Annotated in this window: 20 protein-coding genes; 17 read left to right on the forward strand and 3 right to left on the reverse strand. The window is 65.6% G+C overall.

Annotated elements, in window-relative coordinates; all coding sequences use genetic code 11:
- The first annotated feature begins 4 nt into the window (after positions 1 to 4).
- The 11 genes from ligD to G5C33_RS03335 all read left to right on the forward strand — a co-directional run bounded on the left by ligD (position 5) and on the right by G5C33_RS03335 (position 11,436).
- Positions 5 to 2,527, forward strand: coding sequence for a DNA ligase D (gene ligD, locus G5C33_RS03285; RefSeq protein ID WP_165325905.1), 2,523 nt, complete (start codon positions 5 to 7; stop codon positions 2,525 to 2,527).
- Positions 2,528 to 2,632: 105 nt separating this feature from the next.
- Entirely contained in the window at positions 2,633 to 5,116 is a 2,484-nt protein-coding gene (locus G5C33_RS03290) for a circularly permuted type 2 ATP-grasp protein (RefSeq protein WP_165325906.1), read from the forward strand.
- On the forward strand, positions 5,116 to 6,006 hold the full coding sequence (locus G5C33_RS03295) for a transglutaminase family protein (RefSeq protein WP_165325907.1): 891 nt from the start codon (positions 5,116 to 5,118) through the stop codon (positions 6,004 to 6,006). Before G5C33_RS03290 ends, G5C33_RS03295 begins: the two co-directional genes overlap by 1 nt.
- A gap of 128 nt (positions 6,007 to 6,134) precedes the next feature.
- Positions 6,135 to 7,097, forward strand: a complete 963-nt coding sequence (locus G5C33_RS03300) for a DnaJ C-terminal domain-containing protein (protein WP_165325908.1) — start codon at positions 6,135 to 6,137, stop codon at positions 7,095 to 7,097.
- Between the two features lie 7 nt (positions 7,098 to 7,104).
- On the forward strand, positions 7,105 to 8,061 hold the full coding sequence (locus tag G5C33_RS03305) for a YihY/virulence factor BrkB family protein (protein ID WP_228275177.1): 957 nt from the start codon (positions 7,105 to 7,107) through the stop codon (positions 8,059 to 8,061).
- Positions 8,058 to 8,861, forward strand: coding sequence for an enoyl-ACP reductase FabI (fabI, locus tag G5C33_RS03310; protein ID WP_165325909.1), 804 nt, complete (start codon positions 8,058 to 8,060; stop codon positions 8,859 to 8,861). The genes G5C33_RS03305 and fabI overlap by 4 nt, the downstream gene beginning before the upstream one ends.
- Complete coding sequence (locus tag G5C33_RS03315; protein WP_228275178.1) at positions 8,858 to 9,391, forward strand: GNAT family N-acetyltransferase; 534 nt, start codon at positions 8,858 to 8,860, stop codon at positions 9,389 to 9,391. The genes fabI and G5C33_RS03315 overlap by 4 nt, the downstream gene beginning before the upstream one ends.
- A 5-nt stretch (positions 9,392 to 9,396) precedes the next feature.
- On the forward strand, positions 9,397 to 9,639 hold the full coding sequence (locus G5C33_RS03320; RefSeq protein ID WP_165325910.1) for a DUF4160 domain-containing protein: 243 nt from the start codon (positions 9,397 to 9,399) through the stop codon (positions 9,637 to 9,639).
- Positions 9,623 to 9,877 (forward strand): DUF2442 domain-containing protein, encoded by a 255-nt coding sequence (locus G5C33_RS03325; protein WP_228275179.1) that lies wholly within the window; start codon positions 9,623 to 9,625, stop codon positions 9,875 to 9,877. Before G5C33_RS03320 ends, G5C33_RS03325 begins: the two co-directional genes overlap by 17 nt.
- Complete coding sequence (gene aroC, locus G5C33_RS03330; RefSeq protein ID WP_165325911.1) at positions 9,874 to 10,953, forward strand: chorismate synthase; 1,080 nt, start codon at positions 9,874 to 9,876, stop codon at positions 10,951 to 10,953. The genes G5C33_RS03325 and aroC overlap by 4 nt, the downstream gene beginning before the upstream one ends.
- Before the next feature lie 207 nt (positions 10,954 to 11,160).
- Positions 11,161 to 11,436, forward strand: coding sequence for a hypothetical protein (locus G5C33_RS03335; protein WP_165325912.1), 276 nt, complete (start codon positions 11,161 to 11,163; stop codon positions 11,434 to 11,436).
- Between the two features lie 101 nt (positions 11,437 to 11,537).
- Here the strand turns inward: G5C33_RS03335 and G5C33_RS03340 are convergent, their stop codons facing one another.
- Positions 11,538 to 12,827 carry an adenylosuccinate synthase gene (locus G5C33_RS03340; RefSeq protein WP_165325913.1) on the reverse strand — a complete coding sequence of 430 codons (1,290 nt, stop codon included), beginning with the start codon at positions 12,825 to 12,827 and terminating at the stop codon, positions 11,538 to 11,540.
- Positions 12,828 to 13,026: 199 nt separating this feature from the next.
- Between G5C33_RS03340 and G5C33_RS03345 the strand changes: the two genes are divergently transcribed.
- The gene (locus tag G5C33_RS03345; protein ID WP_165325914.1) at positions 13,027 to 14,034 is read left to right on the forward strand and encodes a fumarylacetoacetate hydrolase family protein; all 1,008 of its coding nucleotides are present in this window, start codon (positions 13,027 to 13,029) and stop codon (positions 14,032 to 14,034) included.
- Between the two features lie 8 nt (positions 14,035 to 14,042).
- Here G5C33_RS03345 and G5C33_RS03350 read toward each other — a convergent pair whose 3' ends face one another.
- A complete protein-coding gene (locus tag G5C33_RS03350) occupies positions 14,043 to 14,294 on the reverse strand; it encodes a hypothetical protein (protein ID WP_165325915.1) in 252 nt (83 codons plus the stop codon).
- A 165-nt stretch (positions 14,295 to 14,459) separates the two neighbouring features.
- Between G5C33_RS03350 and G5C33_RS03355 the strand changes: the two genes are divergently transcribed.
- Complete coding sequence (locus tag G5C33_RS03355; protein ID WP_165325916.1) at positions 14,460 to 16,121, forward strand: hypothetical protein; 1,662 nt, start codon at positions 14,460 to 14,462, stop codon at positions 16,119 to 16,121.
- A 27-nt stretch (positions 16,122 to 16,148) separates the two neighbouring features.
- Here the strand turns inward: G5C33_RS03355 and G5C33_RS03360 are convergent, their stop codons facing one another.
- Entirely contained in the window at positions 16,149 to 16,415 is a 267-nt protein-coding gene (locus G5C33_RS03360; RefSeq protein WP_165325917.1) for a hypothetical protein, read from the reverse strand.
- Between the two features lie 246 nt (positions 16,416 to 16,661).
- On the opposite strand from G5C33_RS03360, the gene G5C33_RS03365 reads away from it, so the two are divergent.
- The 4 genes from G5C33_RS03365 to G5C33_RS03380 all read left to right on the forward strand — a co-directional run bounded on the left by G5C33_RS03365 (position 16,662) and on the right by G5C33_RS03380 (position 21,257).
- Positions 16,662 to 17,948 (forward strand): 3-methyl-2-oxobutanoate dehydrogenase (2-methylpropanoyl-transferring) subunit alpha, encoded by a 1,287-nt coding sequence (locus G5C33_RS03365; protein ID WP_165325918.1) that lies wholly within the window; start codon positions 16,662 to 16,664, stop codon positions 17,946 to 17,948.
- Positions 17,945 to 18,820 (forward strand): serine aminopeptidase domain-containing protein, encoded by an 876-nt coding sequence (locus G5C33_RS03370; protein ID WP_165325919.1) that lies wholly within the window; start codon positions 17,945 to 17,947, stop codon positions 18,818 to 18,820. The genes G5C33_RS03365 and G5C33_RS03370 overlap by 4 nt, the downstream gene beginning before the upstream one ends.
- Positions 18,821 to 18,885: 65 nt before the next feature.
- Positions 18,886 to 19,890, forward strand: coding sequence for an alpha-ketoacid dehydrogenase subunit beta (locus tag G5C33_RS03375; protein WP_165328688.1), 1,005 nt, complete (start codon positions 18,886 to 18,888; stop codon positions 19,888 to 19,890).
- A gap of 2 nt (positions 19,891 to 19,892) precedes the next feature.
- On the forward strand, positions 19,893 to 21,257 hold the full coding sequence (locus G5C33_RS03380; RefSeq protein WP_165325920.1) for a dihydrolipoamide acetyltransferase family protein: 1,365 nt from the start codon (positions 19,893 to 19,895) through the stop codon (positions 21,255 to 21,257).
- Positions 21,258 to 21,268 lie beyond the last annotated feature (11 nt).

Raw genomic sequence — 21,268 nt, forward strand, 5'->3', positions numbered from 1 at the left:
CGTCATGGCCGAACCCGATCTCCTCGCCCGCTATAACGAGAAACGCGATTTCGCGAAGACGCGGGAGCCCAAGGGCGCAACCGGCAAATCGGGCGGCAATCGCTTCATCGTGCAGAAACATGACGCCACCCGGCTCCACTGGGACTTCCGCCTTGAAGCCGATGGCGTGCTCAAGAGCTGGGCGGTGACGCGCGGGCCGAGCCTCGATCCAGGCGAAAAGCGGCTCGCGGTGCGTACCGAGGATCATCCGCTGAGCTATGCCGATTTCGAAGGGACGATTCCGCAGGATCAATATGGCGGCGGTACGGTGATGCTGTGGGATTCGGGAACCTGGGAGCCGGTCGAAGGCAAGAGCGCCGAAGATCTCGCCAGGGGGCATTTGCATTTCCGGCTGCATGGGCAGCGGATGCAGGGCGAGTGGCTGCTCATCCGAATGAAGCCGCGCGGCAAGGAAAAGCGCGAGAACTGGCTGCTGCGCAAGATCGACGATTCGTTCGCGGGCGGCACGGACATGCTGGTCGAGCAGGGGCTGACCAGCGTGCAGACCGGCCGGACAATGCAGGAGATTGCCGAGGGCAAGGACCCCGAATTCCGCCCCCGTAGGGGGAGGGGGACCAGCGAAGCGGGTGGAGGGGTAGTTGCCGCAAGCGATTCGCCCGACGAAAATACCCCTCCACCACGACGCTCCGCGTCGCGGTCCCCCTCCCCCTCCGGGGGAAGAAAACTCCCCAAATTCCGCGACGTGCAGCTAGCGACGCTCGTCGACACCGTCCCCGGCGGAAACCGCTGGCTGCACGAAGTCAAATATGACGGCTATCGCGCGCTGCTCGCTATCGGGAAGGGCGGGCCGCGCATCTTCACGCGTTCCGGTCTCGACTGGACCGACAAATTCCCCGGTATCGCCGAAGCCTCGACCAGCATCGCTGCCGAGAGTGCGTTGATCGACGGCGAGATCGTTGCGTTCAAGGAGGGGCGCCCCGATTTCTCGACGCTGCAGGAAGCGATTTCGGCGGGCGGCACGGGGCTAACCTTCTTCGCCTTCGACCTGCTCGAATGCGACGGCAAGGACCTGACCAAACTCCCGCAGATCCAGCGCAAGGAGCGGCTGCGCCCGTTGCTTGGCAATGCCGACGAACGCATCGCCTTCGCCGAACATGTCCTCGGCGCGGGCGAGAAGCTCTACGCCGCGATGTGCCGCGAAGGCTATGAAGGCATTGTCTCGAAACGCGCCGACGCGCCCTATCGCGGCACGCGGACCAGGAACTGGCTCAAGGTGAAATGCACCCGGCGGCAGGAATTCGTCATTGTCGGCTGGCTGCCGAGCAGTTCGAAGGGGCGCGCCTTCGCGTCGCTGCTGCTTGCCGTGCAGGGCAAGGATGGGCTCGAATATCGCGGCAAGGTGGGCACCGGATTCGATACCGAAATGATGGATGACGTCCGGTCAAAGCTTGATCGGCTGGCGCGCAAGACGCCGCCGCTCGACGTGCCCAAATCGGCAGCGAGGGGCGCGCAATGGGTGACGCCCGGACTTGTCGCCGAAATCGCCTTTGCCGAATATACTGCCGAGAATGTCGTGCGGCATGCCAGTTTCCAGGGGCTGCGCGAGGACAAGGCGGCGGAGGATGTCGTGGACGAAAACGCCCAGCCCGTGCCCGAACCGGCGCAATCGGACGTGAAGATCACGAGCCGTGACCGGGTGATCTTCCCCGATGCGAAAGTCACCAAGGGCGACTTGGCCGATTATTACGCCGCGGTCGCGCCGATCATGCTCCCCTGGATCGCCGACCGGCCGATCAGCCTCGTCCGCTGTCCGCAGGGGCGCGCCAAGCAATGTTTCTTCCAGAAGCACGATGCCGGCAGCTTTGGCGACCATGTTCGCCATGTCGACATTCGCGAAAAGGACGGATCGACCGAACCCTATCTCTATGTCGACGATGCCGACGGCATATTGGCCTGCGTCCAGATGGGCACGATCGAGTTTCACGGCTGGGGCGCACGCGCGAGCGATGTAGAAACCCCCGATCGGATGGTGTTCGATCTCGATCCCGACGAAGGGCTCGATTTCAGGGATGTGAAGAAGGCCGCCGAGGACCTGAAACAGCATCTCGCCGATATCGGGCTCACCAGCTTTCCAATGCTCACCGGCGGCAAGGGCGTCCATCTGGTCGTCCCTCTCGCGCCGCGTGCGCACTGGCCCGAAGTGAAGAGCTTTGCCGAACGCTTCGCGCGCGCCATCGCGCAGAGCGAACCTGATCGCTTCACCGCCAACCTCAAGAAGGCGAGCCGCAAGGGAAAGATCTTCATCGATTATCTGCGCAACCAGCGCGGATCGACGGCGGTGCTGCCCTATGTCGCGCGCGCCCGACCGGGCGCCCCGGTGGCGGTGCCGGTGACGTGGAGCGAGCTGCGCGACATCAATTCGCCGCAACACTGGAACGTCAGGGACGCCGATACGCTGATCGAACGCGCGAACAGCCGAGCGCTTTCTGGCTGGGGCGAAACCGAGCAGGCCCTGCCCGATCTATAAGAATCGGCAGAAGCCCGCACGCAAAAGCCTGTGGGTAACGCGCGATGCGATGTTGCACGGCAGCATCGTTTGGCCCATCGTGACCGCAAGGGGATGGACAGGATTATGGCGAGCCGTGCCGTGACGGGATTGTTCGATGCCGGCACTATCGCCGATCGTTGGATCGGGGACTATTGCGCGCCGGGCCGGGTGAGCGACATGCTGTGCTCGCGCGCGCCGGGCGACGAAGGCTGGACCGCGATGCTCGAGGAGCTGGCGGCGTTCGGCGGCGAGTCGCTCGATCATGCCCGCGAACGGGCACAGCGCCATGCCGAGGATCTGGGCACGGGTTTCCGCATCGCAGGCGAAGGCGAGGAACGCCCCTGGCCGCTATCGCCGGTCCCGCTGATGATCCCCGCCGCCGAATGGGCCACGATCGAACAGGGGATCATCCAGCGCGCCGATCTGATCGAAGCGATCGTCGCTGATTTCTATGGCGAGGGAAGGCTGGTGGCGGAGGGGCATCTGCCTGCCGCGCTGGTGACGGGCAGCCCCTTCTTCCTGCGCCCGCTGGTCGGGCTGAAGCCGCCGGGCGGCCATCACCTGCAATTCATCGCCGCCGATCTGGGGCGCGGCCCGGACGGCGCGTGGCGCGTGCTCAGCGATCATCTGCGCGCACCGGCCGGCGCAGGCTATGCGCTCGAAAACCGGCTGGCCATGTCGCGCATGCTCGGTGGCCTCCAGACCCGGCTCAATATCGAGCGGCAGGCGCCCTTTTTCGCAGCCTTTCGCGAAGGAATCGCGGCGTCGTGCCGCCGCGCCGATCCGCGCATCGCGCTGCTCACGCCGGGACGGCTCAACCCCAGCTATGCCGAACAAGCGCATCTGGCGCGCTATCTCGGGCTGTTGCTGGTCGAGGGCGCCGATCTCTCGGTGATCGACGACAGCCTTTATGTGCGCACCATCGCCGGGTTGAAGCGCGTCGACGCGGTGTGGCGGCGCGTCGATCCGCGGCTGCTCGATCCGCTGGCGTTCGATTCACACAGCACGATCGGCGTGGCGGGGCTGGTCGATGCGCTGGCGGCGGGCAATGTCGTGGTCGCCAACGCGCCGGGCGCCGGTGTGGTCGAATCGGCGGCTTTCGCGGCGTTTCTACCCTGGTTGTCGCAGATCATGCGCGGCGAGAAGCTCAAGCTCCCCACCACTGCGACCTGGTGGTGCGGGCAGGGGAGCGAGCGCGCAGTGGTCGCCGAAAAGCTCGATTCGCTCGTCATCGCTCCCGCCTTCGGAAACACCGCGCGCGGCTTGCCCGACGGGCCGATGCTTGGATCGGAGCTGAGCGGCGACGCGCGCGCCGCGCTGCTCGCCGACCTCGAGCGGCGGCCGCAGGATTATGTCGGGCGCGAGATCGTCAATCTCTCGACCATGCCGGTGGTATCGGGCGACCGGCTCGAGCCGCGTCCCTTCATCCTGCGGGTCTTCGCCGCGCGCGGCGCCGACGGCAGCTGGCAGGTTCTGCCCGGCGGCTTTGCGCGCATCGGCGAGCATCCCGATCCGCGCGCGACGGTGATGGGCGACGGCACCTGGTCGGCCGATGTCTGCGTCCACGGCGCGCAGCCGGTCGAGCCGGTGACCCTGCTTCCCTCGGGCGATTCGACGGCGCTGCGCCGTAATCCGGGCACGCTTCCCAGTCGCGTCGCGGACAATCTCTTCTGGCTCGGCCGCTATCTGGAGCGCGGGGAATCGCTGCTCGGCGTGCTGCGCGTGCTGCTCGGCAATTCGATCAGCGCCGAAAGCGGCGCGGCGCTGGCCGCCACGACTGTCCGCCGCCTTGTCGACATGGTGGTCGGCGCCGGGGCGGCTCCCGCTCCCGACAGCTATCGCCGCAACGACCTGCAGCAATTCGTCACCACTGCGATGGCGGATACCGAAGCATGGCACAGCGTCCGCGCGATCAATCGGCAGGCGCGGCTGATCGGGCAGGGATCGCGCGAGCGGCTCGCGGCCGACATGATCCGCCTGCTCGACGCGCCGTTTCCGACCCGCGGCGGCCTGCTCGACAAGGCAGGATCGCTCCAGCGCCGCTATTCGGCGCTCGCCGGGCTTTCAGCCGAGCATATGGCGCGCACCGATGCCTGGCGCTTCCATGATCTGGGGCGGCGGCTCGAACGGGCGATGGCGGTAACGCGCGTGGTGCGGACCTTCTCGGTCGCCGATGCGACGGGGGACGATCTTTCGACGCTGCTCGATCTGGCCGACAGCCAGATCAGCTATCGCCAGCGCTATCCCACCGGCATGGCGCGCGTGCCGGCGCTCGATCTGGTCGTGCTCGACCCGGGCAATCCGCGCTCGATTGCGTTTCAGCTCGGCGCCATTGCCGAACATCTGGCAAAGCTGCCGGTACTGTCCGACGACGGCCTCGCCGAGCCGCAACAGGCGCTCGCACGCGAGATCGAAGCGATCATTTCCACCACGCGCGCGGCGGATATCGACGCGCCGCTGCTCGGCGATATCGACATGCGGCTGGCCAGGTTGTCCGATGCGATCGGGCGGCGCTATTTCCTGCAGGGCGCCGAGCCGCTGCGCGCGGCCGGGCTGGTGCTGGCGTGATGCGCTATGCCATCCGCCATGTGACCCGGTTCGAATATGCCGAGCCGGCAGCCTTTGCGCGCTGCAATCTGCGGCTCAAGCCGATCCACTGGCCGGGCCAACATCTCGAGGCCTATGATCTCTCCGTTGAACCGGGGGGGCACACCTATCCCGCGCGCGCCGAAGCGGGGCTGGCGCATGTGCTGCGGCTGGTGGTGCCCGAACCGGCGCGGACGCTGACGATCGAAAGCACTGCCACGGTCATGGTCGATCGCGGCATTCCGGTGCCCGACGCAAGCGATCCGACGCTTGCCGAGATCGCCGCCGCCGCGCGCGGCAGCCGCGACATGTCGGCGGCAAGCCCGGCCAATTATCTCTTTCCCTCGCCGCTGATTCCGATCGACGAGGAAATCGCGCGATGGTGCGCGCAGGAACTGGATCCCGGACGCGGCGCGCTGGAGGCGGGAATCGAACTCGCGCGGCGTATCCAGCGCGAATTTTCGTTCGATCCCACTGCAACGCTGGTCGATACGCCACCGCACGAGGCTTTCGCAAAGCGCGGCGGCGTGTGTCAGGACTTCGCACAGATCATGATTTCCGGGCTGCGTGCCGCCGGGCTGCCGGCGGCCTATGCCTCGGGCTATCTGCGGACGCTGCCGCCGCCGGGCCAGCCGCGGCTGGTCGGTGCCGATGCGACGCATGCCTGGGTGTTGCTCTGGTGCGGGGCGGAGCGCGGCTGGATCGGGCTCGATCCCACCAACGGCATCTGGATGGCCAGCGATCATGTGCTGATGGCGGTCGGGCGCGATTATGCGGATATCGCACCGATCGATGGTATCGTGCTGGGCTTCGGCGCGCAGAAGATGGACGTGTCGGTCGATGTCGAGCCGCTCGAGCAGGTATCCGCCTGATAAGGTGCCGAACCGGAATGCCCGCAAGGGCATTCCCAACCGACACCAGGCCGGGCGCCGGAGGCGCACGGCCCTTGCAACCGCCCGTTTCCAACCCGAAATAGCGCGCGGAGAAACATGGAGTAACAATGGCCGATCCTTACGCAACGCTGGGCGTGGCGCGCGGGGCAAGCGAAGCCGACATCAAGAAGGCCTATCGCAAGCTCGCCAAAGAGCTGCACCCCGACCGCAACAAGGACAATCCCAAGGCAGCCGAGCGCTTCAGTCAGGTGACGCAGGCCTATGACCTGCTGACCGACAAGGACAAGCGCGCGCGGTTCGACCGGGGCGAGATCGACGGCGACGGCAATCCCACAGCTCCGTTCGGCTTCGGCGGCGGGGGTGGCGGCGGCCCGGGCGGCGGCGGTTTTCGCCCGGGCGGCGCGCAATTCGATTTCGGCGGCGAGGCGGCCGATCTCGGCGATATCTTCGAAGGACTGTTCGGCGGCCAGGCCGGGCGGCAGCAGCGCGGCGGCGGGGGCGGCTTTTCGGGCGGTTTCGGCGGTTTCGGCCGGCGCCCGCAGCCCAAGGGCGCCAATGTCGCCTATCGCCTCGCGGTATCCTTCACCGATGCCACGACGCTCGCGCCGCAGCGTATCACGCTGTCCGATGGCAAGACGATCGATCTGAAGCTGCCGCCCGGCGTCGAAAGCGGCACGCAGATGCGGCTGAGCGGCAAGGGGCAGGAAGGCCCCGGGGGCTTCGGCGATGCGATCGTCACGATCGAGGTGCAGCCGCACGCCTTTTACGTGCGCGACGGCGACGATATCCGGCTCGACCTGCCGGTGTCGCTGTCCGAAGCCGTGCTCGGCGCCAAGGTGCGCGTGCCGACGCCTGACGGAGCGGTGATGCTGACGGTTCCGAAAGGGGCGAGCTCGGGCAAGGTGTTGCGGCTCAAGGGGCGCGGCTTTCATCACAAGGGCAGCGGGCGCGGCGACCTGCTCGTCACGCTGATGGTCGACCTGCCCGAAGACGATGCGGAACTGACGTCGTTCGTCGAAAACTGGTCGGGCCGTGACAAAGGGAACCCGCGCAGCCGTCTGGGCGTCTGACTCCTTCGTGGAGGAGCAAGACATCTCTCCCGAATCGCCCGAGGCGCGGCGGCGCGGCATCAAGGGGAGGATTCGGCGACGGCTCGACGAGCTGGGCGTGCCCGAGCGCGCCTGGGAAGTGACCAAGCGCGTCGCCGTCGGCACCTATACCGACGGGTTCACTTATGCGGGAAACCTCGCCTATCTCTCGCTGATCACGCTGTTCCCCTTCTTCATCGTCGCGGCCGCGATCGCGCGATTGTTCGGCCATAGCGGGGAGGGCGTGCAGACGCTCGAAGCGTTCCTCACCACCGTGCCGCCCGATGTCGCGCAGGTTCTGCGCACGCCGGTGCGCGACGTGCTCGAAGCGCGGTCGGGGACGCTGTTGTGGTTCGGCGCGCTCGTGGGCCTGTGGACCACGGCGGGGTTCATCGAAACGCTGCGCGCGATCCTGCGCCGCTCCTATGGCGTCAGCGGCGGGCGGCCCTTCTGGGAGCATCGGCTGGGGTCGATCGGGCTGATCATCGCCGCGGTGATCCTGATGATGTCGGCATTCAGCTTTCAGGTGGTGTTGACCGGCATTCAGCAATTCATCGTTCGCGTGCTGCCCTTTGCCGAGGATACCGCGCAGATCATTTCGCTCAGCCGGATCGCGCCCGCGATCGCGCTCTTCATCGCGCTCTACACGCTTTTTTATTCGCTGACGCCGAGCGGCTATCGTCGCAAGATCTATCCCAAATGGCCCGGGCCGCTGTTCGTCACGCTCTGGTGGCTGACGACGACGGCGCTGCTGCCGGTCGTGCTCGGTGCGCTGGTCAATTACGACCTAACCTATGGCAGTCTTGCCGGCGTGATGATCTCGCTGATCTTCTTCTTCGTGATCGGGCTGGGCATGGTGATCGGCGCCGAACTCAACGCGGCACTGGCGGAATCGCCCGAGAACGGGCTAGAGACGGATGCGGAACAGGAGGAAGTCGCGACGTGACCGAGTTGATGCAGGGGAAGCGGGGCCTGATCATGGGCCTGGCGAACGACAAGTCGCTTGCATGGGGAATTGCCAAGCAATTGCGCGAACAGGGGGCCGAACTGGCGTTCAGCTATCCCGGCGAAACGATGCTCAAGCGCGTGGGGCCGCTCGCCGAACAGCTCGGTTCGGACAAGCTGATCGAATGTGACGTTTCGGACATGGCGGCGCTCGACGCGGCGTTCGACAAGCTCAAGGAATTCTGGCCGACGATCGATTTCGTCGTCCATGCGATCGGCTTTTCGGACAAGAGCGAGCTGCGCGGCCGTTATTACGACACCAGCCTCGAAAACTTCCTGATGACGATGAACGTCTCGGTTTACAGCTTCACCGCCGTCGCCAAGCGCGCGCGCGAGATGATGCCGAACGGCGGCAGCCTGCTGACGCTCAGCTATTACGGCGCGGAAAAGGTGGTGCCGCATTACAATGTGATGGGCATCGCCAAGTCGGCGCTCGAAACCAGCGTCCAGTATCTCGCGGTCGATCTGGGGCCGGAAAATATCCGCGTGAACGGCATTTCGGCGGGCCCGATCAAGACGCTGGCGGCCTCGGGCATCGGCGACTTCCGCTACATCATGAAGTGGAACGAGCTCAATTCGCCGCTTCGCCGCAACGTGACGATCGAGGATGTCGGCGGCGCCGGGCTCTATCTGCTCAGCGATCTGGCGAGCGGCGTCACCGGCGAAATCCACCATGTCGATGCGGGCTATAACGTCATCGGCATGAAGGCCGAAGACGCGCCCGACATCGCGCTGTCGTGAGCGGCGATACCAGCATCGCAATCACCCGCGCGGCGCCGGGCGATGCCTATGATATCGACGATATTCTCACCGCCTGTTTCCCGCGCGCGGGCGAGGCGATGCTGGTCAAGCAGCTCGCGATCGACGGCGACCTGGTGCTGGCGCTGATCGCCCGCGACGAGCGGACCAGCGAAGCGCTCGGCATGGTCGCGGTGAGCCGGATGGACGTGGTGATCGGCGGCGAGGAAGTGCCCTCGGTCGCGCTCGCACCGCTCGCCGTCATGCCCGCTTTTCGCCAGACCGGTGTCGCCGAGGCGCTGGCGGGCGCGGCGATCGAGGAAATGAAGCGTGCCGGGGCACTGCTGATGTTCGTGCTCGGCGAGCCGGGCTATTATGGGCGCTTCGGCTTCTCGGTCGAAGCCGCCGAGGGGTTCGAAAGCCCCTATGCCGGGCCGTTCTTTATGGCGCTGGAACTGCAGGGCGGCCTGCCCTGCGGCCCGCGCGGCAAGGCGGAACATGCGCCTGCCTTCGCGGCGTTGAGCGAGGATTAACCGCGATGCCGACGGTATTTCGGCAGGATGGCTGGCGCTTCTTCTTCTATTCGAACGAAGGCGATCCGCGCGAGCCGGTTCACATCCATGTCCTGCGTGATACCGCAGAAGCGAAGTTCTGGCTTTATCCGGCAGTAGCGCCCGCCTACAATCATGGGCTATCGGCGCGGGAATTGCGGATCGTCTCGGAAATCGTGATCGAGCGCCGCCGGGAAATCGAGGAAGCGTGGCATGTCCATTTCGGTTAGCGCCGTAAGCGTGCGGTTCGATGCCGATCAGATGTGGGTGTCGCTCGACGACGGCCGCGTGTTGGGGGTGCCGCTTGCATGGTTTCCTCGCCTGCGCGATGCCTCCCCGGAAGTCCGCGAGGCCGTGTCGATCAGCCCGGCGGGGCTGCATTGGGAAGCGCTCGACGAGGATATCTCGATTGCCGGGCTGCTGAGCGGCACCGGCGATCTCACTCAGGCGCGACCGCACGCGGCATGAGCTATAACAGTTTCGGACGCGTTTTCCGCTTCACCACCTGGGGCGAGAGCCACGGCCCCGCGCTGGGCGCGGTGGTCGACGGGTGCCCGCCGGGGATCGAGCTTTCCGAGGAAGACATCCAGCCTTTCCTCGACGCACGTCGCCCCGGCCAGTCGCGCTTCACCACGCAGCGGCGTGAGCCGGATCAGGTGCGCATCCTGTCGGGCGTGTTCGAAGGGCGCACGACAGGCACGCCGATTTCGCTGATGATCGAAAATGTCGACCAGCGATCAAAGGATTATTCGGATGTCGCCAAAGCCTATCGCCCCGGACATGCCGATTATGCCTATGACGCAAAATACGGCTTTCGTGACTATCGCGGCGGCGGGCGCAGTTCGGCGCGCGAAACAGCGGCGCGCGTCGCGGCTGGCGCGATTGCACGCAAGGTTGTCTCCGGTGTTTCGATCCGCGCCTGGGTCGAGGCGATCGGCGGCGACGCGATCGACCCGGCCAGTTTCGATGCCGGGGAAATCGGCCGCAATCCCTTCTTCTGCCCCGATGCATCTGCCGCCAAGCGCTGGGAAGCACTGGTGGACAAGGCGCGCAAGGCGGGATCGTCGCTCGGCGCCGTGATCGCCTGCGAAGCGACCGGCGTGCCGCCCGGCTGGGGCGCGCCGCTCTATGCCAAGCTCGACAGCGAACTGGCGGCGGCATGCATGTCGATCAATGCGGTCAAGGGCGTCGAGATCGGCGACGGTTTCGCCGCGGCCGCATTGTCGGGTGAGGAAAATGCCGATGCGATGCGCCCCGGCATGCATGGCGAAGGGCCGCATTTCCTCGCCAATCACGCCGGCGGCATCGCGGGCGGCATTTCGACGGGACAGCCGGTACGCCTGCGCGTGGCGTTCAAACCGACCAGTTCGATCCTCACGCCCGTCCCAACGATCACTCCGGCGGGCGAAGCGACCGAAATCGCGACCAAGGGGCGGCACGATCCGTGCGTCGGCATCCGCGGCGCGCCGGTGGTCGAAGCGATGATGGCGCTGGTACTCGCCGATCAGAAGTTGCTGCATCGCGCCCAGTGCGGCGAAGGCTGAAGTCCCGCAATGCTGGGCACCGGCTCGGTTCATCACGAAGAACACTCGTCAACTTGCCGACCCGCATCCTGTTCGCGGCGAGTTGAGCGGTCGCTTTTCGGCGAAAAGCGGTTCCGCGCGTTTTTGCTTCGCCCCTGACAAAGGAAGGAGCGAGTAATGCGTAAAATGATGTTTGCAGGACTTCTGGCTGCGGCCGGTACTACGGCAATGGCAGTCAATGCTGCCCCGGTTTCGATGCAGGATGCGTCCGCGCAGGACGTGCCCGCGATGTCGCCTTCGCCGTGCCCGACGCCCGGTGTCGCGCCCGACCCCGATGCCCCGCCGGTCGATCCCGCTGCCTGCCCGGACATGACGCCGAGCGATCCGCCGACGCCCGAAACAGAACCCACCACTGATCCCGAACCGCTGCCCGAGCAGCCGATGACGCCGACCGAGCCGGTCGAGCCGATCGGTGACGGCGAAGCCGTGCCGCCCGGCAGCTAAGCGCCAGAAGCGAAACCCCGCGGCGCCGCCGCATCGTCGGCTGCGCTGCGGGGGAGGCCGGAGGTCGAGGCCGTCGGCCGAACTGACCGCAGCCCGGCCGGTCAGTCGGCGAAGGGATCGCGGACGAGGATCGTGTCCTCGCGCTCGGGGCTGGTCGAAACCAGCGCGACCGGGCACTGGATCAGTTCCTCGATGCGACGGATATATTTGATCGCCTGCGCCGGAAGATCGGCCCAGCTGCGTGCGCCGGCGGTTGACTCGTGCCAGCCCTGGATGGTTTCGTAGATCGGCTCAACCAGTTCCTGATCGGCGGCATGGGCGGGCAGGTGATCGATTTCCTCGCCGCGCAGCCGATAACCGGTGCACACCTTCACTTCGTCGAACCCGTCGAGCACGTCGATCTTGGTAAGTGCGATGCCGGTTACGCCGGAAACCGCGACCGACTGCCGCACCAGCGCGGCGTCGAACCAGCCGCAGCGGCGCTTGCGCCCCGTCACCGTCCCGAATTCATGCCCGCGCACGCCCAGTTGTTCCCCGGTCTCGTTTTCCTGCTCGGTGGGAAAGGGGCCGGATCCGACGCGCGTCGTATAGGCCTTGGCGATGCCGAGCACGAAGCCGACCGCGCCCGGCCCGAGCCCCGAACCGCCCGCCGCTGTGCCCGCGATCGTGTTAGACGAGGTCACGAAGGGATAGGTGCCGTGGTCGATGTCGAGCAGCACGCCCTGCGCGCCTTCGAACAGGATACGGCGACCGCGCGATCGCGCCTCGTTCAGCATCTTCCACACCGGCTGTGCGAAGGGGAGGACGAAGGCGGCGATTTCCGCCAGGTCGGCGACCAGCGCTTCGCGGTCGATCGGCGGTTCGCCGAAGCCCGCGCGCAGTGCATCGTGATGCGCGGTCAACCGGTCAAGCTGCGGCGCCAGCGTGTCGAGATGGGCAAGATCGCAGACGCGGATCGCGCGGCGCCCGACCTTGTCCTCATAGGCGGGGCCGATGCCGCGCCGCGTCGTCCCGATCTTCCCCGCGCCGCTGGCGTCTTCGCGCAGCCCGTCCAGATCGCGGTGAAAGGGCAGGATCAGCGCGGCATTGTCGGCGATCATCAGCGTATCGGGGGTGATCTCCACACCCTGGCCGCGCAGTTTTTCGACTTCGGCCTTCAGCGCCCAGGGATCCAGCACCACGCCGTTGCCGATAACGCTCGGCGTACCGCGCACGATGCCGGAAGGCAGCAGCGAGAGCTTGTAGACTTTTTCGCCCACCACCAGCGTATGGCCGGCATTATGTCCGCCCTGAAAGCGCACGACGACATCGGCGCGTTCGGCGAGCCAGTCGACGATCTTTCCCTTGCCTTCATCGCCCCATTGGGCACCGATCACTGCGACATTTGCCATGAATATGCGTCTCCCCCTGCCGGGACGAGCACCGGCCGCCCTTCGACAGGACTCGGCAACCGGGCATGGACGGAACGGCCGAAGGTGCGGCCTCGTTGTGCGGTGGCGCGAATGACTCTCCACGCGGCGCGCGTCAAGGGGTTTCCCTCGACACAGGCGCGCGGCGACTTATGTGGGGCAGCGAAGGAGAAAGTTACAAATGAAACTAGCCAGCCTGAAGCACGGCCGCGACGGCAAGCTCGTCGTCGTTTCCAACGATCTCGCATGGTATGCCGATGCCGGCCATATCGCACCGACTCTCCAGGCCGCACTCGACGACTGGGGGCGGGTCGAGCCCGATCTGCGCAATCTCGCGACCGATCTCGAACATGAGGCGATCCCGCGCGAGCGTTTCCACGAACATGACGCCGCCGCGCCGTTGCCGCGCGCCTTCCAATGGGCCGACGGTTCGGCCTATGTGAACCATGTCGCGCTGGTGCGTCAGGCGCGCGGCGCCGAACTGCCCGACAGTTTCTGGCACGATCCGCTGATGTATCAGGGCGGCAGCGACGGCTTTCTGGGGCCGCGCGACGCGATTCCGCTCAAGGACGAAAGCTGGGGCTGCGATCTCGAAGCCGAGGTCGTCGTCGTCACCGGCGACGTGCCGATGGGCGCGAGCCGCGAGGAAGCGCTCGCAGCGGTGCGGCTGGTGGGGCTCACCAACGACGTGTCGCTGCGCAACCTGATTCCCGGGGAACTGGGCAAGGGATTCGGCTTCTTCCAGTCCAAGCCCGCCAGTGCCTTCTCACCGGTCTTCGTTACCCCCGATGCGCTGGGCGACTGGTGGCGGGACGGAAAGCTGATCCGCAAGCTGATGGTCGATCTGAACGGGGCTCCCTTCGGCCGCGCCGAGGCGGGTGAGGACATGACTTTCGATTTCGGTACGCTGATCGCGCATGCCGCGAAGACCCGCAATCTCGGCGCGGGCACGATCATCGGATCGGGCACTGTGTCGAACCGTGACGCCGATGGCGGGCCGGGCAAACCCATCGCCGATGGCGGGCTGGGCTATAGCTGCCTCGCCGAAGTGCGGATGATCGAAACGATTCGCGACGGCAAGCCGAGCACCGAATTCCTCAAGCCTGGCGATACGGTGCGCATCTGGGCCGAGGATGACAGGCATCATCCGATTTTCGGGATGATCGAGCAGCAGGTGGTAGCCGCCTGAATCGACTGTCAGGCGCGGGGGAAGGCGGTGTCGGCGATCGAATCGGCGGCGGCGATGATCGAATCGCGCGCCATCGGGAAGACCAGCCGCGCCGCTTTCGCGATCCAGATCACGTTCAGCACCAGCAGCACCGGCACCAGCAGCAGCGCAAGGCCGAGAACTACCGTCAGCCCGAAGCTGCGTCGCAGCCAGTGTAGCGGTGTGGGCAACGGCGCTTGCGCCGCCTCGATGATATTTGCGGTTTGCCGGTTTCCGTACATTGCTTCCCTCCCGCCTCTCTTATGCATTCGGTCATTTAAGCGGCGATGAACGGGCGCGCGCGGACTTTCCCGGAACCCCTTCGCCGGAGATTGACTACAAGTGTAGTCGTGGCTAGGCTTTCCCGGAATGCGCGATGTTGCGAAGAGTCGTTGGAGGCAGCTGCGATGTCGATCCGTGCCGGAATGCTGCTGTGCGCCGCGACGCTGGTGGCAGTGCCGCACGGCGCTGCCGCGCAGATTCGGAATAGCGCATCGCCGCCTGCCGCGCAGCGTCAGCCGCTTCGCCTCGATCCCGCGATCTTTGCCGCCATCGCGCAATTGTGGGAGGTGATCGGTCGCTCCGACAATCCCGTCTGGCCCGGTTGGGATGCCTCGGACACGCCGGTTCTCGTCTATTTCCCGGGCGAGCAGGAAATATTGCTCAACCACCCCGCGCCGCCCGAGGGCTATGTCCGCGCCGACGGCCTGCTGCCGATTGTCCGTCCTCCGGGGGAGCGCGTCTGGGTGCGTAACGGCGAGACCCATTTTCCCTATGACGGGCAGAATACGCGCACCGATATCGGCGGGGTTTCGACACTTGTGGTCGCCGATACTCTGTCGAACCTGCGCGGCTGGCTGCGCAATCAGATGAATGCGCCCGGTTCGCCCGCGGATCGCGGAGACCTGCTGACGCTCGAAGCGCTTTCAGCCGATCCCTATCGGACGATGGGCCTGGCGGGGCATGAGGCCTTTCACGTCTTTCAGCACGCCCGGGCTCCCGACAAGGAGATAACCGAGGCGGCGCTGCTCGAATATCCGGTCCTGTCGGTGGACAATAATCTCGGCGTGGCGCTGGAGGCGCAGGCGCTCGCCGCGGCGTTGCGTGCGCAGGATGAAGGCGAGATACTCCGCGCCGCGCGGGCCGCGCTGGCGATCCGGCTCTGGCGCAGGGCGGGCCTCCCGCAATCCGCCATCGCCTATGAAGACGGTATCGAATTTACCGAAGGCCTCGCCAAATATGTCGAATATGCGCTGACCGAGGCGCTCGAGGGGCGCACGCCGATCGCGGAAATGCGTTGGGTGCGCGGCTTTGTCGGCTTTGCCGACATGTCGGTGCAGCGCGAGCGGCTGATCAAGGCGTTGCTGGACGTCACTGACGGAACGCTGGTGGTCAACAACGATCCTTACGGCGCCGCGCCGGTCCGCTTTCGCCTCTATTCGAGCGGAATGGCGATCGGCGCGCTGCTCGACCGGCTGGACACTCCCGGCTGGAAACGGCGGATCATGGAGCCCGGCGTCACGCTCACCGGATTGCTTGCCGAGCGGCTTGGCGATTTCGATCGCGATGCCGCGCTCAAGGCCGCGATGGCAAGCGACGACGCGCTGCTGCAGCGCGAGCGAGTCACCCGCCTTGCCGAGGCGGGGCGGGCGGCGAACGCCGCGCTGCTCGCCTCGATTCTCGAAGCCGATCCCGCCACGCCGAGCTGGCGGCTCGTGATCGACTATTCCGCGCTGGGCGATGCCGATCCCGCTTTCGGCTATACGCCGTTCGGCACCACCACGCTCGCGCCCGGGCGCGTCATCTACAGGATGGTGCCGGTGTCCGGGCGTATTCCCGGCGGCGGCGATTTCCAGCAGCTGCACCCTGCACCGATGCTGCATGACAGCCATGATTCGACCATCACCTTTCGTGTCGAAGGCGCCGTGCCCGATATCGCGCCGCGTCCGGCGGGAACGCTCGACGGCGTCGCGTTGCCGGGCGTGACGCTGGATCTGTTGCGCGGATCGGTATCGGTCGAAGGCGATACGGTCGTGATCCGCCTGTTACCCGCCTCGCCGGCGGAATAGGCAATGCGGGAATTGCGGCGCCGGCCTTCAATAGCGGTGGAACATCGCCTCCGAAATGAGCGCGACGGAATTCAGCATCGATTCGCGCAGCATCGAAAGTGCACCGCGGCCGGTCTGTCCCACGCTCAGCAGCGCCAGGACCAGTGCCACCGGCGCCAGGATGGCGGCGAACACGAGAAGCAGGCCGAGCCCGAGCGTGGCGCGCAGCCAAAGCTGAACATGATCGGTGACATTGGCGGGGTGAACGGCGATCCCTGCATCTGCGTGGCCGGGGATATTATTCTGATACTGCATGGGCATCCTCCTTTTCGCGAGGATCGGCGCATCGGGTTTAACGCGTGATGCAGCGGGCTGTAGGTAGATGCACCGGAGGCGGTGTTGGGATCGTTTAACCACGTATTTCCAGGCTTTTCGGCTCCCGACCGCCACCATAACGAAGGCGAGGCTTTCGCGAACGTTTGAAATTTTATAACACGGCACCGAATGACGGTTCCGCGCGTTCGCTTTTCAGCGAGGCCGTGGCCAGATAACAGGAGAAGCATGCCGGTGGACGCCAAGCGCGCCAACCTTCCGCCCCTCAGCCTGCACGTGCCGGAACCCAGGTTCCGCCCGGGTGACGAGGTCGATTTTTCGGACGTGGAGGTGCCGCCCGCGGGCAAGCAGCCGCGCCCGGACACTGCCGTCGATCCCGACGAGATTCACGAACTGGCCTATACGCTCGTTCGCGTCCTCGATGAGGACGGCAAGGCAGTGGGCCCCTGGGATCCGCGGCTTGATGCCGATACCCTGCGGCTTATGCTGCGCAACATGGCGCTGGTGCGCGCGTTCGACGAACGCATGTTCCGCGCGCAGCGGCAGGGCAAGACCAGCTTCTACATGAAATGCACCGGCGAGGAGGCGGTGTCGGTCGCCGCAGCGACGGCGCTCGCTGCCGACGACATGTGTTTCCCCAGCTATCGCCAGCAGGGCATCCTGATCACGCGCGGCTATCCGCTGATCGAGATGATGAACCAGATCTATTCGAACAAGGGCGACAAGCTGCAGGGCAAGCAGTTGCCGATCATGTATTCTAGCCGCGAACACGGCTTCTTCTCGATCTCCGGCAACCTCACCACGCAATTTCCGCAGGCGGTCGGCTGGGCGATGGCAAGCGCCGCCAGGGGCGATACGCGGATTTCGGCGACCTGGTGCGGCGAGGGTTCGACTGCCGAGGGCGACTTCCACTCCGCCTGCACCTTCGCCGCGGTCTATCGCGCGCCGGTGATCCTCAATGTCGTCAACAATCAATGGGCGATTTCGAGCTTCTCCGGGTTCGCGGGTGCCGAGGCGACCACCTTCGCGGCGCGCGCGATCGGTTATGGCATTGCCGGGCTGCGCGTCGACGGCAATGATCCGCTTGCCGTCTATGCCGCCACTCGCTGGGCCGCCGAGCGCGCGCGGACCAATCAGGGCCCGACGCTGATCGAGCATTTCACCTATCGCGCCGAAGGCCATTCGACCTCGGACGATCCCAGCGCCTATCGCAGTGCGCAGGAATGGACGAGCTGGCCGCTCGGCGATCCGATCAAGCGGCTGAAGGATCACCTGATCGGCATGGGCGAATGGGACGAGGAGCGTCAGGCGGCGCAGGATCAGGAACTCGCCGAACTGGTGCGCAAGACGCAGAAGGATGCCGAGAAGAACGGCATTCTGGGGCATGGCATGCATCAGAAGTTCGAGACGATGTTCGAGGGCGTGTACGAGGATATGCCGTGGCACTTGAAGGAACAGATGCAGCAGATGCTCGACGAGGACGAAGCCGCCGGTCGGCCGGGGCCGAAGCGGTGAAGTGCCTCCTTCCCCTCTTCGCCGCCGCGCTCGCCTGGACAGCGCCGGTCGCCGCGCAGGAAGCACCCGCGACAGGTGCCGCCGCACAGGCCGACTTCGCTCCGACCCGCACGGTCCAGCTTCCGGTTTCGGCCAGCCGCAGTACCGAGCTGACCATCTGGGAACCGGAAAACCCGCGCGGCGTCGCTCTGTTTTCGACCGGCTTCGGCGGCTGGCCCGAAGCCTATCCCCAACTCGCCGAAACGCTGGTCGAGGACGGTTTCGTCGTGCTTGCCCCGGAACATGTCGATTCGCAGCACTATGCCGGCGATGGCGACTTCACGCCGCAGCAGGCGTTCATGGAACGGCTTGCCGACGTTCGCGGGACCGCAGCCTATATCGGCGAAAATTATCCCGATCTGCCGCTGGTCGCGGTGGGCCACAGCTTCGGTTCGCTGATTTCGATGATCGAGGGCGGCGCGCTTTCGGATATGATCCCGATGCAGAACCCGGATGTCAAAGCGGTTCTGGCATTTTCGTCGCCGGGAAAGGTGCCCGGTCTGGTCACCGACGGCAGCTATGCCACGCTGACTAGCCCGCTGCTGGTGGTTACCGGCACTGCCGACACGGTGGATACGGGAATGGGCTATGAAATGTTGCCCGCGGATCATCTGTTTCCGGTCGAAACCAGCGGGGCCGCGGCCTATGGTCTGGTGATCGACGGCGGCGATCATTCGCTGGTCGCCAATTCCGACGACCTGGAAGCCGCGCTTCCGGCAATCGACCTGTTTCTGAAGGGCTATGTCCTCGGCGATGCCGATGCCGTCGCGGCGCTCAGGGACTGGCAGGCGCCCGAAGGCGACCGCTTCATCGTGCACGAGGCCGCGCAATGAGCGACGTGACCGCAGAAACGGATCGCATCGCCCCGGTTCCCGAACGCGAAGGCGATACCGCGCGGATGAACATGATCCAGGCGATCAATTCCGCGATGGACGTGATGATGGAGCGCGATTCCGGCGTCGTCGTGATGGGCGAGGACGTCGGCTATTTCGGCGGCGTCTTCCGGGCGACCGCGGGGCTGCAGGAAAAATACGGCAAGACGCGCGTGTTCGACACGCCGATCACCGAATGCGGCATCATCGGCGTTGCCATCGGCATGGGCGCCTATGGCCTGCGCCCGGTGCCCGAAATCCAGTTCGCCGATTATATCTATCCCGCGCTCGACCAGCTCGTTTCCGAAGCGGCGCGGCTGCGCTATCGCTCGGCGGGCGAATTCATCGCGCCGCTCACCGTGCGCTCGCCCTTCGGCGGCGGCATTTTCGGCGGGCAGACGCACAGCCAGTCGCCCGAAAGCATCTTCGCGCATGTCTCGGGATTGAAGACGGTGATCCCGGCGACGCCCTATGACGCCAAGGGACTGCTGATCTCGTGCATCGAAGACAATGATCCGGTGATCTTCTTCGAGCCCAAACGCATCTATAACGGTCCGTTCAGCGGCCATTACGACGCGCCTGCGAAGAACTGGTCGAGCCATCCGGGCGGCGAAGTGCCGACCGGCTATTACCGCATTCCGTTGGGCAAGGCGGCAGTGACGCGGCAGGGTGAAGCGGTGACGATCGTCACCTACGGCACGATGGTGCATGTCGTCGCCGAAACCGTCGCCGATATGGGGATCGACGCCGAGATCATCGATCTGCGCACGCTGATGCCGCTCGATATCGACACGATCCTGGAAAGCGTGAAGAAGACTGGCCGCTGCGTGATCGTGCATGAAGCCACGCGCACCCAGGGCTTCGGCGCCGAATTGTCGGCGGTGGTGCAGGAACGCTGCTTCTATCATCTCGAAGCCCCGATCGAGCGCGTCACGGGCTTCGACACGCCTTATCCGCATAGCCTTGAATGGGCCTATTTCCCCGGGCCCGTTCGCATTCGGCTGGCGCTAGAAAAAATCCTGAAGGACTGAGGATGGCCCGCTTTACGTTTCGTCTGCCGGATATCGGCGAAGGCATTTCCGAGGCGGAAATCGTCGCCTGGCACGTCGCTGTCGGCGATCGTGTCGAGGAAGACGGCCAGCTGGCCGACATGATGACCGACAAGGCGACCGTCGAAATGGAATCGCCGGTTGCCGGTACGGTGGTCGAACTGGCCGGCGAGGTCGGCGATCAGGTCGCGATCGGCGCCACGCTCGTCGTGATCGAAACCGACGGCGAAGACGATGTCCCGGCCGATGAGGAAACCGAGGAAGAGGTCGCGGCGGAAACGCCGGGCGTCGAGGAACAGAGCCCTGCCGAGGCCGCTGAGATTGGCGATGCCGAAGTGGGCGGGATCGACGACTCTCCGAAAACTTCCGAAGCAAAGCCCGTTCGCCCTGAGCCTGTCGAAGGGCGCCCTGCCGCGAGCGCAGCGCCTGCGGAGGGCGGAGCTTCGACAGGCTCAGCCCCAACGGAAGCAAAATCCGAGGCGGACCATCCGGTCCTCGCCTCTCCCGCGGTGCGCAAGCGCGCGAAAGACCTTGGCGTCGAGCTGGCCGATGTGAAGCCGTCCGAGGAAGGCCGCATCCGCCACGCCGATCTCGACGCCTATCTGCGCTATGGCTCGGGCGAAGGCTATCAGCCGCCGCATGTCAGCCGCGCGCGCGAAGACCAGCCGATCAAGGTGATCGGCATGCGCCGCCGCATTGCAGAGAATATGGCGGCCTCCAAGCGCAACATCCCGCACTTCACATATGTCGACGAAATCGACGTGACGGCGCTGGAGGAAATGCGTGCCGATCTGAACGCCAATCGCGGCGGGCGGCCGAAGCTGACCATGCTGCCCTTTCTGATCGTCGCGATTTGCCGGACCATCCCCGACTTCCCGATGATCAATGCGCGCTATGACGATGAAGGCGGCGTGGTGACGCGCCACGGTCGCGTTAATCTGGGCATGGCGACCCAGACCGATTCGGGGCTGACCGTGCCGGTGATCCGCGACGCGCAGGACATGAATGTCTGGCAGCTGGCAAGCGAGATCAGCCGCCTTGCCGAAGCGGCGCGCGGCGGCAAGATCAAGTCCGAGGAACTGCAGGGCGGCACGCTGACCGTAACCTCGCTCGGCCCGCTGGGCGGGATCGCGACGACGCCGGTGATCAATCGCCCCGAAGTGGCGATCATCGGGCCCAACAAGATCGTCGAGCGCCCGATATTCCAGGGCGACGACATTGTCCGGGCCAAGCTGATGAACCTGTCGATCAGCTGCGATCACCGCGTCGTCGATGGCTGGGACGCGGCAAACTATGTCCAGGCCGTGAAGAAGCTGCTCGAAACGCCGGTGCTGCTCTTCGCCGACTGAGCCGGTCGAGC

Source organism: Sphingosinithalassobacter tenebrarum, from assembly GCF_011057975.1.
Lineage (GTDB): Bacteria > Pseudomonadota > Alphaproteobacteria > Sphingomonadales > Sphingomonadaceae > Sphingomonas > Sphingomonas tenebrarum.